Source organism: Streptomyces sp. NPDC002564, assembly GCF_042889645.1.
Taxonomy (GTDB): Bacteria; Actinomycetota; Actinomycetes; order Streptomycetales; family Streptomycetaceae; genus Streptomyces.
Map to the genome: position 1 here is coordinate 758,087 of NZ_JBIARE010000003.1, position 11,823 is coordinate 769,909.

Annotated in this window: 9 protein-coding genes; 3 read left to right on the forward strand and 6 right to left on the reverse strand. The window is 74.7% G+C overall.

Annotated features, from left to right (window positions below):
- Nucleotides 1-122: 122 nt before the first annotated feature.
- On the reverse strand, nucleotides 123-902 hold the full coding sequence (locus ACFYXE_RS14870) for a hypothetical protein (protein WP_389312421.1): 780 nt from the start codon (nucleotides 900-902) through the stop codon (nucleotides 123-125).
- Between the two features lies 1 nt (nucleotide 903).
- The gene (locus ACFYXE_RS14875) at nucleotides 904-1,431 is read right to left on the reverse strand and encodes an RNA polymerase sigma factor (RefSeq protein ID WP_389312579.1); all 528 of its coding nucleotides are present in this window, start codon (nucleotides 1,429-1,431) and stop codon (nucleotides 904-906) included.
- Between the two features lie 188 nt (nucleotides 1,432-1,619).
- Here ACFYXE_RS14875 and ACFYXE_RS14880 point away from each other — a divergent pair, with 188 nt between their 5' ends.
- On the forward strand, nucleotides 1,620-2,636 hold the full coding sequence (locus tag ACFYXE_RS14880; RefSeq protein ID WP_389312423.1) for an aspartate-semialdehyde dehydrogenase: 1,017 nt from the start codon (nucleotides 1,620-1,622) through the stop codon (nucleotides 2,634-2,636).
- Between the two features lie 28 nt (nucleotides 2,637-2,664).
- On the opposite strand, the gene ACFYXE_RS14885 is transcribed toward ACFYXE_RS14880, so the two are convergent.
- Complete coding sequence (locus ACFYXE_RS14885) at nucleotides 2,665-3,882, reverse strand: MFS transporter (RefSeq protein WP_389312425.1); 1,218 nt, start codon at nucleotides 3,880-3,882, stop codon at nucleotides 2,665-2,667.
- Between the two features lie 191 nt (nucleotides 3,883-4,073).
- Here ACFYXE_RS14885 and ACFYXE_RS14890 point away from each other — a divergent pair, with 191 nt between their 5' ends.
- Entirely contained in the window at nucleotides 4,074-4,985 is a 912-nt protein-coding gene (locus ACFYXE_RS14890) for a LysR family transcriptional regulator (protein WP_389312581.1), read from the forward strand.
- 32 nt (nucleotides 4,986-5,017) lie between these two features.
- On the opposite strand, the gene ACFYXE_RS14895 is transcribed toward ACFYXE_RS14890, so the two are convergent.
- Entirely contained in the window at nucleotides 5,018-6,304 is a 1,287-nt protein-coding gene (locus ACFYXE_RS14895; RefSeq protein ID WP_389312427.1) for a flavin-dependent oxidoreductase, read from the reverse strand.
- A gap of 279 nt (nucleotides 6,305-6,583) precedes the next feature.
- Between ACFYXE_RS14895 and pepN the strand changes: the two genes are divergently transcribed.
- Complete coding sequence (gene pepN, locus ACFYXE_RS14900; protein ID WP_389312429.1) at nucleotides 6,584-9,151, forward strand: aminopeptidase N; 2,568 nt, start codon at nucleotides 6,584-6,586, stop codon at nucleotides 9,149-9,151.
- A 692-nt stretch (nucleotides 9,152-9,843) separates the two neighbouring features.
- On the opposite strand, the gene ACFYXE_RS14905 is transcribed toward pepN, so the two are convergent.
- Nucleotides 9,844-10,755 (reverse strand): LysR family transcriptional regulator, encoded by a 912-nt coding sequence (locus ACFYXE_RS14905; protein ID WP_389312431.1) that lies wholly within the window; start codon nucleotides 10,753-10,755, stop codon nucleotides 9,844-9,846.
- A 51-nt stretch (nucleotides 10,756-10,806) separates the two neighbouring features.
- Nucleotides 10,807-11,724 (reverse strand): DMT family transporter, encoded by a 918-nt coding sequence (locus ACFYXE_RS14910; protein ID WP_389312583.1) that lies wholly within the window; start codon nucleotides 11,722-11,724, stop codon nucleotides 10,807-10,809.
- Nucleotides 11,725-11,823: the final 99 nt, after the last annotated feature.

The window sequence follows — 11,823 nt, forward strand, 5'->3', positions numbered from 1 at the left end:
CCGCTCCGGCGGGCACCGCCGACGGGGTCCCGCCGGCCTGCCGCTCCCGCGCGCAGGCCGGCGGGGCCCCTTCGCGTGCCGCCCCGCCCGTCAGCCGCCCCGCCCGTCAGCCGGCCCGCCCGTCAGCCGGCCGGGCCGGGGCCGCGGTCGCAGCGGATCTTCTCCGCGGCGGGCAGGGCCTTGAGGATCGTCGTGCGCAGCCGGTCGCGCTCCTTGCCGACGGCCCAGTTCGCGGGCTCCGCCGACCCCTCGGTGACGGTGATCAGGACCCGGTCGCCGGTCTTCAGGCGCGGGTCCACGTCCCGGTCCATGGGGAAACGGACCGTGCCCTCGCCGCTCCTCGGTTTCAGGTAGCGCGTCACGTCGAGGGTGACGCGGTCCTGGAGGCCGCCCGGCACCGCGTCGACCGCCGTGACCGTGCCCTCCACGATCAGCCGCGAGCAGGCCACGAAGCCCTCGGGGCTCAGGTCGGCCGAGTCGCCGCCCGCGTCGGCGCTCCCCTCCCCCGTCTCGCGCCGCTGCCCGTCGGAGGCCGCGCCCTTGGACCCGTCGCCGCCCCCGCCCGTCTCCGCCCCGCCCTCCACGGCCAGCCAGGCGAGCCCGCCCAGCAGGGCCGAGGCCGCCAGCGCGGCGACCGCGCCGCCCGCGACGACCAGGAGACCCCGCCGGGCCCGGGCGCGCGGCGGCCGCGGCGCGACGGCCGGGGCCGCCCGCCGCGGACCGGCCGCCAGCGCGTCGCCCACCGTGCCGAGCCGCTCCCTCAGCAGGGCGAGGTCCGCCACGGCCGCCGCGTGCTCGGCGTCGAACGCGGGGTCGCGCGGTGTGCCGTCCGGCACGGGTTCGCCCGTGATCGCGAGCATCAGCGCGTCCGGGGCGCCGCCCTCGGCGTCCTTGCCGTGCACGTCACACCACCTCCCCTTCGTGCAGCCGTGCCCGCAGGAGCCGTACCGCCGTGTGCAGCCTGCTCTTGACCGTGCCCTCCGGAATGCCCAGCTCGTCCGCGATGGCGCGCACCGGAAGGTCCGCGTAGAACCGCAGGACCACCACCTGGCGCTGTGCGTCCGGCAGCTCCCCGAGGCCCTGGGCGACGGCCAGCGAGGTGGCCCGCGCCTCCGCGCCGTCCTCGTCGGTGGCCTCCCGCCACAGCACCGCGAGCCGCTCGCCGAGCCGCTCCTGTCTGCGCCGGGCCCGGTGCCAGTCCATGGCCAGGTTGGAGGCCACGACCGCCGCCCACGCCGACACGTCGCGCGGCGCCTCGCGCCCGTCGGCGGCCCGCTCCAGGAGCTTCAGCCTGACCTGCTGCACCCCGTCCGGCAGATCGGCGTACGGCACCCCGCCCAGCGCGAGCACCGCCCTGACCCGGTCCTCCTGGGCCGCGTCCAGGGGATCCGCCCCCTGCCCCCGCGACGCACGGCGCACCCCTCTGCGCAGCAATGTGCCCCTCCCGTCCCCGCGTTTCCCCTACGACGCCGGGGCGGGCCGAATGGTTCATCTCCCATGTGGCGTCCCGCACCTCGGACAATGGATTGGACAACGCGGGTCTGGACAGACGCATCATGGAGCCACCCCCCACAGATCGGCCGAGGTCACGAGGCCGCACACCCACGGAGGAAGTCCCAGTGAAGGTCGGAATCGTCGGAGCCACCGGTCAGGTCGGCACGGTCATGCGCAGGATCCTCGCCGAGCGGAAGTTCCCGGCCGACGAGCTGCGCCTGTTCGCCTCGGCCCGCAGCGCCGGCACGGTCGTGGACGGTGTGACCGTGGAGGACGCCTCCACGGCCGACTACACGGGCCTGGACATCGTGCTGTTCTCGGCCGGCGGCGCCACCTCCAAGGCCCTCGCCGAGAAGGTCGCCTCGCAGGGCGCCGTCGTGATCGACAACTCCTCGGCCTGGCGCCGCGACCCCGAGGTCCCCCTCGTCGTCTCCGAGGTGAACCCGCACGCGATCAGGAACCGCCCCAAGGGCATCATCGCCAACCCGAACTGCACGACGATGGCCGCCATGCCGGTGCTGCGTCCGCTGCACGCGGAGGCGGGCCTCGAAGCGCTGGTCGTCGCTACCTACCAGGCCGTGTCCGGCTCGGGTGTGGCCGGTGTCGAGGAGCTCTTCGGGCAGGTCCAGAAGGTCGGCCAGGACGCCCCCAAGCTCACCCACGACGGCTCCGCGGTGGACTTCCCCGAGCCCGACAAGTACGTCGCGCCGATCGCGTACAACGTCCTGCCGATGGCCGGTTCCGTCGTCGACGACGGCCTGAACGAGACGGACGAGGAGCAGAAGCTCCGCCACGAGTCCCGCAAGATCCTGGAGATCCCGGAGCTGAAGGTCTCGGGCACCTGTGTGCGCGTCCCGGTCTTCACCGGCCACTCCCTCCAGGTCAACGCCCGCTTCGCGCGGCCGCTCAGCCCCGCGCGCGCCACCGAGATCCTCTCCTCGGCCGAGGGCGTCGTCGTGACCGAGGTGCCCACGCCGCTGGAGGCCGCGGGCAAGGACGACTCGTTCGTCGGCCGCATCCGCACGGACGAGACCGTCGAGAACGGCCTGGCGTTCTTCATCTCCGACGACAACCTCCGCAAGGGCGCCGCGCTGAACGCCGTCCAGATCGCCGAGCTGGTCGCCGCCGAGCTCAAGGGCTGACCCCCGCCCCTACGCCCCCCGGGGGCGGTCACCGCGTGCCGGTGGCCGCCCCCGCGGCGTGCCGGGAGCCGCCCGCGCACACCACCGCGAGCAGCGCGAGCCCGGCGAGCCCGCCGCCCAGCCACAGCACCGCCCCGGCGCCCCGGCTGTCCGCGACCCGGCCGCCCGCGAAGGCGCCGAGCGCGATCGCCACGTTGAACACGCCCGCGAAGAGCGCGGAGGCGGCCTCGCGGGCGTGCGGCGCGGCGGCCATCACCCAGTTCTGGGCGGACACCGAGACCCCGCCGTAGGCCAGCCCCCACGCGACGAGCAGCGCCACCGAAGCGGCCGGCGAGGCGCCCGCGGGCACCATGAGCAGCACCACCGCGCCGAGTCCCGCGCTGATCGCGGACAGCGCCCGGCGCGGGTCGCGGGCCGCGACGGCGCCGCCCGCGAAGGTGCCGACGATGCCGGCCGTCCCGTAGGCGAGGAGCAGCCCGCTGATCAGGCCCGCCCCGATGCCCGGGACCCGTTCGAGGACCGGGCGGACGTAGGTGTACGCGGCGAAGTGGCCGGTGACCAGGAGGGTGACGGCGAGGAGACCGGCCCGCAGCCGGCCGATGCGCAGCAGGCCGGGGAACGCGCCGAGCCGGACGCCCTCCTGCGCGGGCAGCCGGGGCAGCACGGTGACGAGCAGCACCGAGACGGCCAGGGCGAGCCCGGCCAGGGCCGCGAACCCCCAGCGCCAGCCCGCCAGTTCGCCCAGCAGGGTGCCCGCGGGCACGCCGAGCACGGAGGCCACGGCGATCCCGCTGAAGATCACCGCGGTGGCCCGTCCCGCCCGCTCCGGTCCGGCGAGCCGTGCGCCGAGACCGGCCGCGACGGCCCAGACGCCGCCGATGCACACGCCGACCAGGACGCGCGCGGCGAGCAGGACGCCGAAGGCGGGGGCGAGCGCGGAGGCCACGTCGGCGACGGCGAGCAGCGCCATCAGCAGGGCGAGGACGGTGCGCCGGTCGGCGCGGCGGACCGCGACGGGCAGCAGCAGGGCCGCGAGCGCGGCGACGAGGCCGGGCAGGGTGACGGCGAGACCCGCGGTGCCGTCCGAGACGTGCAGGCCGGTGCCGATGGAGGTGAGGAGCCCGACGGGCAGCATCTCCGTGGTGACGACGGAGAAGGTGGCGGCGGCGACGGCGAGGACGGCGACGGCGCCCCGGGGCCGCTCCACCACGGCGTGCCGTGTGGGTGTCTGCGTGCGCTGTGACATGAGATCCACCCTGTGGGGGTGCCCGCCCGGGAACAACGGCGAAGATCTCATCCTTGTATGAGCCGGATTCATCGATCGGGGAAACGACCGGGGAAGAGAGCGCGCGCGCCGTGGGCGGACCGGGGACGGGAACAGACGGGGGACGGGGCGGGGACCTCCCCTCCCGGCCCGGGAGGGGACCGGGGCACGGTCTGGAGATCCGTGAGCTGGAGTGTTTCCTGGTGCTCGCCGAAGAGCTGCACTTCGGGCGGGCCGGCGAGCGTCTGCACGTGTCGCAGAGCCGGGTCAGCCAGCTGCTCGCCGCCCTGGAGCGGCGGATCGGCGCGCGCCTGGTGGAGCGTACGAGCCGCCGGGTCGCCCTGACCACACTCGGGGAGCGCTTCGTCGCCGAACTCCGGCCTTCCTACGCGGAGTTGACCTCCGTGGTGGAGCGGGCCACGGCGGCGGCGCGGGGCGTGACGGGCACGCTGCGGCTCGGGTTCCAGGGGACGGCGGACGCCCGGCTGATGGAGGCCGTGGCGGCGTTCCAGGAGCGGCACCCCGGCTGTGTCACGGAGATCGTGGAGATCCCCTTCGCCGACCCGTTCGGCGCGGTGCGGCACGGCGGCGTGGACGCGGCGGTCGTGCTGCTGCCGGTCGACGAGCCGGATCTGGTGCTCGGGCCGGTCTTCTGCGGCGAGCGGCAGACCGTCGCCGTCTCGGTGCGGCACCCGTTCGCGGGGCGGCCCTCGCTGACGGCCGCCGACCTCGCGGGGACCCCGCTGATCGCGGCGACCGCCCCGGCGCCCGCCTACTGGCGCGCCGCGCACGCCCCCTCGGACACCCCGGCCCCCGCGGTCCGCACGCTCCAGGAGGGCCTGACCCTGGTGGCCGCGGACCGGGGCGCGATGCTGCTGTGCCGCCCGACGGCGGACTACCACGGCCGCAAGGACGTGGTCTTCGTACCGGTCGACGGGCTGCCGGACTCGGTCCTCGGCATGGTGTGGCACCGGGACGCGGAGACGGCGCGGGTCCGGGAGTTCGCGCGGGTGCTCGGCCGTGCCGGTGCGGTCGGGCCGGGCGGCGCACCTCGAAGGGGAAGCAGCCGTACTCGACGGCCCTGACGAGCACGAGGGCGGGGCGGGGCGGGGCGGGGTCAGACGACGCCCTCCGTGCCCCAGGAGCCGCGGCCCTCCAGGTCCGTCGCCTCCGTGCCCGTGGTCCTGCGGTACGCCGTGTCCAGCTCGCCCAGCTCCTCGCGGGTCAGGACGTCCTCGACACGGTCGAAGCCCTCCGGGGCGCGCTCGGCGACGGTGTGCAGGATGCGGTCCGCCGGCATGTTGCGGTGGGCCAGCACCAGGGAGTTGACCGGCTCGCGGCGCACGTCCTCGTACGCCCGCAGCCCGGCCTCCCGGTCCGGCGCGGCGCGGTCGAGGCAGCGGGCCAGGACGCGGGCGTCGAGGATCGCCTGGGAGCCGCCGTTCGAGCCCACCGGGTACATCGGGTGGGCCGCGTCGCCGAGCAGGGTGACCGGGCCGCGCCCCCACTGCGGCAGCGGGTCCCGGTCGACCATCGGGTACTCCAGGATGTGCCGGGTCGCGGCGAGCAGCGCGGGGACGTCCAGGTCGCCGATGCGCCAGCCCGCGAAGTGCGGCAGGACGTCGGACAGCCGCCCCGAGCGGTTCCAGTCGGCGGGCCCGGCCATGCCGTGGTGGCGCGAGATGGGGAAGCGCACCTCGGCGACCCAGTTGAGCAGCTCCCTGCCGCGCTCCTGGGCCCGCCGCGAGATCGGGTAGACGACGAGCTTCGCGCTGGCGTTGCTGCCCGCGACCGCGACGGTCCGCCCGCCGAGGACGGGGTGCCACTCCGCGGTGCCGCGCCACATCCGGATGCCGTTCCACAGCGGCGGCCCCTCGCCGGGGTGCAGCATCGCCCGTACCGTCGAGTGCAGCCCGTCGGCGCCGACCAGGGCCCGCACCCGCACCCCGTGCTCCCGGCCGCGGCCCCGGTCCCGCAGGATCACCCGCAGCGCGCCGCTCTCCCGCTCGGCGAGCCGCACGAAGGCCGTGCCGGTACGCACCGCGTGGTCGCCGAGCCGGTCGCGGACGGCCTGCAGGAGGAGCACCTGGAGGGCGCCGCGGTGGATGGAGTACTGCGGCCAGCGGTAGCCGAGGGCCCGGCCGCGCGGCTCGGCCCAGATACGGTTGCCGTGCCGGTCGAAGTGGACCATCGCCTCGGGCGCGACGGCGGTGGCGGCGAGCTCGTCGCCGAGCCCGAGCTCGGTCAACTCCCGCACGGCGTGCGGCAGCAGATTGATCCCCACGCCCACCGGGCGCAGCTGCTCGGCGGCGTCCACGACCCGCACCTCGATGCCCGCCGCGTGCAGGCTGAGCGCGGCGGTGAGCCCGCCGATGCCCGCGCCCGCCACCAGTACGTCGGTCATGGCCGCCGCGCGGTCGGCCCCGCGGTGGCCGGCCTCTCGGTCCCCAGCATCTCCGGCATCCCCCTGTGGTCCCTGACGGTCCCGGCGGCCCTGGTCGGCGGCCGGCCGGGACCGGTGCGAACGCGCGGAGCGTAACCGGACGGCAGCGGGAGAACAATGGCCCGGGCGGCCATCCGGGGGTGCATGGAAGGATGGCCGGAAACACCACAAGTCGCACCCCCCGAAGACCCGAGACGTCGTACCACCTGGACGACACGTCGTACCCGAGGAGATGACCGCGTGCCCGGCACCAATCTGACCCGCGAAGAGGCACAGCAGCGGGCGAAGCTGCTGACCGTTGACGCGTACGAGGTCGATCTCGACCTCTCCGGAGCCCAGGAGGGCGGCACCTACCGGTCCGTGACCACGGTGCGCTTCGACTCCGCCGAGGCGCATGCCGAGACCTTCATCGACCTGGTGGCCCCCGCGGTCCACGAGGTCGTCCTGAACGGCCACGCGCTGGACGTCGCCGCGGTGTTCCGCGACTCGCGCATCGCGCTCCCGCACCTGCTCGCCGGGCCGAACGAGCTGCGGGTCGTCGCGGACTGCGACTACACCAACACCGGTGAGGGCCTGCACCGCTTCGTCGACCCGGTCGACCAGCAGGCCTACCTGTACACGCAGTTCGAGGTGCCGGACGCCCGCCGCGTCTTCGCCTCCTTCGAACAGCCGGACCTCAAGGCGACGTTCACGTTCACCGTGAAGGCGCCGAGCGGCTGGACGGTCGTCTCCAACTCGCCGACGCCCGAGCCGAAGGACGACGTCTGGTCCTTCGAACCGACGCAGCGCATGTCGACGTACGTCACGGCCCTGATCGTCGGCCCGTACCACTCGGTGCACTCCTCCTACGAGGGTCCGGGCGGCCAGTCCGTACCGCTCGGCATCTACTGCCGCCCCTCGCTGGCCGAGTTCCTCGACTCGGACGCGATCTTCGAGGTCACCCGGCAGGGCTTCGACTGGTTCCAGGAGAAGTTCGACTACGCCTACCCGTTCCCGAAGTACGACCAGCTCTTCGTGCCGGAGTTCAACGCGGGCGCGATGGAGAACGCGGGCGCGGTGACCATCCGCGACCAGTACGTCTTCCGCTCGAAGGTGACCGACGCGGCCTACGAGGTGCGCGCCGCCACGATCCTGCACGAGCTGGCGCACATGTGGTTCGGCGACCTGGTCACCATGGAGTGGTGGAACGACCTGTGGCTGAACGAGTCGTTCGCTACCTACGCCGAGGCCGCCTGCCAGGCGTACGCGCCGGAGTCCCGCTGGCCGCACTCCTGGACCACGTTCGCCAACTCCATGAAGACGTGGGCGTACCGCCAGGACCAGCTGCCCTCCACGCACCCGATCATGGCCGAGATCCGTGACCTGGACGACGTCCTGGTCAACTTCGACGGCATCACGTACGCGAAGGGCGCGAGCGTCCTGAAGCAGCTCGTCGCCTACGTCGGCGAGGACGAGTTCTTCCAGGGCGTGCAGGCGTACTTCAAGCGGCACGCGTTCGGCAACACGCGCCTGTCGGACCTGCTCGGCGCGCTGGAGGAGACCAGTGGCCGGGACCTGAAGACCTGGTCGAAGAAGTGGCTGGAGACGGCCGGCATCAACGTGCTGCGCCCGGTCGTGGACGTCGACACGCGGGGCGTCATCACGTCCTTCGCGGTCAAGCAGGAGGCCCCCGCGCTGCCCGAGGGCGCCACGGGCGAGCCGACGCTGCGCCCGCACCGCATCGCGATCGGCCTCTACGACCTGGACGACGCGTCCGGCAAGCTGCTGCGCACGGACCGCGTCGAGCTGGACGTCGACGGCGAACTGACCTCGGTGGACGCGCTGGTGGGCAAGCACCGGCCCGCGGTGATCCTGCTCAACGACGACGACCTGTCGTACGCGAAGGTCCGCCTGGACGCCGAGTCGCTGGCCTTCGTCACCGGGCACATCGGCGACTTCGAGGCGTCGCTGCCGCGCGCGCTGTCGTGGGCGTCGGCGTGGGACATGACGCGGGACGGGGAGCTGCCGACCCGCGCCTACCTGGACCTCGTCCTGTCGGGCATCGGCAAGGAGTCCGACATCGGCGTGGTGCAGTCGCTGCACCGCCAGGTGAAGCTGGCCCTCGACCTGTACGCGGCGCCGGCCGGCCGGGACGCGGCGCTGGCCCGCTGGACCGGGGCGACGCTGGAGCACCTGCGGGCGGCGCGGCCGGGCGGCGACCACCAGCTGGCGTGGGCCCGCGCGTTCGCGGCGACGGCCCGCACGGACGCGGAACTCTCGCTGCTCGAAGCGCTGCTCGACGGCTCGGAGTCGGTCGAGGGCCTGGCCGTCGACACGGAGCTGCGCTGGGCGTTCGTGGCGCGCCTCGCGGCGACCGGCCGGCTCGACGAGGCGGGCATCGAGGCGGAGCTCCGGCGCGACCGGACCGCGGCGGGCGAGCGGCACGCGGCGGCGGCGCGGGCGGCGCGGCCGACGGCTCAGGCGAAGGCCGAGGCGTGGGCCTCGGTCGTCGAGTCCGACTCGCTGCCGAACGCGATCCAGGAGGCGGTGATCGGCGGCTTCGTCCAGACCGACCAGCGTGAGCTGCTCGCGCCGTACGCGGAGAAGTACTTCGCGGCGGTCAAGGGGGCGTGGGACTCGCGCTCGCACGAGATGGCGCAGCAGATCGCGACGGGGCTCTACCCGCAGCTGCAGGTGTCGCGGGCGACGCTGGACGCGACGGACGCGTGGCTGGCGTCCGCGGAGCCGTCGGCGGCGCTGCGGAGGCTGGTGACGGAGTCGCGGGCGGGGGTCGAGCGGGCGCTTCGGGCGCGGTCGGCCGACGCGTAGCCCTTGCCGGGCGGGGGGCGGCCCCTCCACACCGCCCCCCGCACCCCCAAGGAAACCGGGGCTGCCCCCCAGCCCCCCCACCGCACCGCCCGCGCAGTTCCCCGCGCCCCTGGGCCACCCCCAGCACAGCCACCCTCAAGCACCGCCCCACACCTCACCGCCCGCGCAGTTCCCCGCGCCCCCGAGGCACCCCGGGCGCACCCCACCAGCCTCACCACGCCCCACACCGCACCCCCTGCGCAGTTCCCCGCGCCCCTGAGCCACCCCCAGCACAGCCACCCTCAAGCACCGCCCAACCCACGGCCGCTCGCGCAGTTCCCCGCGCCCCCAAGGGACCCCGGGCGCACCCCACCAGCCCCACCACGCCCCACACCTCACCCCCTGCGCAGTTCCCCGCGCCCCTGAGCCACCCCCAGCACGACCACCCTCAAGCACTGCCCCACACCTCACCGTTCGCGCAGTTCCCCGCGCCCCTGGGGCAGCCGGGCTGACCCACCCATCTCATGCCGCCCCCCGGACGGTGCCGGGGCAGGTGGAGGGTGGGTGGGTGGGGAAGCCCCGCGCGGAGCGCGGGGACCAGGGAGGGGCGGTGCCGGGGGAGTTGGGTCGGGCGGCCAGGGAACGGGGTGGGGAAGCCACGGGCTCATGACGGTGCCGGGGGCGGCGGTCCGGCGGCCGGGGTGGGGTGGGGTTTAAGGGGATCGGGGTGGGATTGTTCGGCGAAGAGCATCGAGCACGCGGGAGATCGCCGGTCCCGCCCCCGCCCCCCGCCGCACCGCGGCGACGACGTGCCGCGACGGGTGATCCTCGGAGAGCTCCCGCATCACCACCCCACCCCTGCGCACCGCCGCCATCCGCGGCACCAGCGCGACCCCCATCCCCGCCTCGACCATCGCGAGGATCGCCGTCCAGCCGGACGCGGAGTGCGCCTGTTCCGGGGTGAAGCCCGCCCCCTCGCAGGCCGCCCGGGTGATCTCGGACCACGGCCCGCTCCCGCCGAAGATCCACGGCTCGCCCGCCAGGTCGGCCAGGCGCAGGCCGGCCCGGTCGGCCAGCCGGTGGTCGCCGGGCAGCGCCACGTCCAGCGGGTCCGCGAGCAGGGACTCCCGGGTGAAGCGGGCGTCCACGTCCCCCGCCACGGGCGCCTGCACCGCCAGGGAGAGGGCGATGTCCACCTCGCCGGCCGCGAGGAGTTCGTAGGCCTGGGCCGCCTCGGTCTCCCGTACCCGTACGGAGATGCCGGGCGCCGCCTCCCGCAGCGCCCGCACGGCGGGGACGACCAGCGCGGGCACGGCCGTGGAGAACGCGCCGACCCGCACCTCCCCCGCCTCGCCCTGCGCGTACGCGGTCAGCTCGGCGTCCGCCCGCTCCAGTTGGGCGAAGACCGCCTCCGCGTGCCGCAGCACCAGATGGGCCGCGTCGGTGAGCCGGACCCGGCGCCCGTGCGCCTCCAGGAGCGGGACGCCCAGCTGCCTGGCGAGGTTGGACAGCTGCTGGGAGACGGCCGACGGCGTCATCTGCAGCGCCTGCGCCGTCGCCGTCACCGTGCCCCGCTCGCTCAACGTGCGCAGGATCTGCAGCTTCTTGATGTCCCACTCGCTCATGAGGCCAACGTACCGACTGGTCAGCACCGCGGAACCCACGGCCCGCGCCCCCTACTTCGTGCGGGCCGCGCCGAGCACGACCCCGCCGAGGATCAGACCCATGCACAGCACCTGCAGCCACCCCATCGCCTCGCCGAGGACCGCGAAGGAGAGCAGCGCGACGCAGACCGGCTGGAGGTAGTAGACGACCCCGGCGCGGGCCGCGCCGATGATCGAGATCGCCTTGTTCCAGGCGAAGAAGGCGACGGCCGAGGACACCACGCCGACGTACAGGAGCGGGGAGACCGTGCCGGCCGTGACCTCGAAGCCGCCCTGGACGACGTAGCTGACCACGAACGCAGGGAGCAGCATCAGCGCGCCGAGCACGAACGTGGAGAAGAGGAAGGGCAGCCCCTCGATCTCGGCGGGCCTGCGCCGCAGCAGCGCGCTGTACGAGCCGAAGGAGAACGCCGCCGCGATCACCCACAGGTCGCCGACCGCGAAGTCCATGGCGAAAGAGCCCTTGCTGACCAGGAGGAGCACCCCGGCGCAGGCGACGAGCATGCCGGTCACCCGGCGGGCGCCGAGCCGGGTGCCGCCGAGGCGTTCGTAGACCGCCATCAGGACCGGCGACGCCGCCATGATCATGCCCATGTTGCCCGCGGTGGTGGTCATGCCGGCCTGGTTGACCAGGGTGTTGTAGACGGTGACGCCGAGCAGGGAGGCGAGGAGCAGGAACTTCAGGTGCTTGCGCAGGACCGCGCGCTGCCGCCAGGTCTGCCGTACGGCGAAGGGGGCGACGGCGGCGATGGCGATGATCCAGCGCCAGAACGCGTGCTGGACGGGCGGCACCGTGTCGTGCAGGGCGCGGGAGGTGACGAAACTGCCCGACCAGACGACCGTGGCGAGGGCCGCGAGGGCGAGCCCGACGCCGATGGGGCGGGCTGCCGGGTGTGCGGCCGGTGCGGTGCGAGCGGGGGTCTGGTCCAGGACGGTCACGGGGTATCCCTTGTCTCTCTCCCCCGCGTCGGCGGGGGTGTCTCGGTGCGGTGCGGGACCACCGTGACACCCGTACACCCATCAGGTCCA

What these genes read in the sequence shown, in the direction of transcription:
- ACFYXE_RS14885 (WP_389312425.1), bottom strand. Translation starts at nt 3,882, where the DNA reads ATGTCACAGCGCACGCAGACACCCACACGGCACGCCGTGGTGGAGCGG.
- ACFYXE_RS14905 (WP_389312431.1), bottom strand. Translation starts at nt 10,755, where the DNA reads ATGAGCGAGTGGGACATCAAGAAGCTGCAGATCCTGCGCACGTTGAGC.
- ACFYXE_RS14895 (WP_389312427.1), bottom strand. Translation starts at nt 6,304, where the DNA reads ATGACCGACGTACTGGTGGCGGGCGCGGGCATCGGCGGGCTCACCGCC.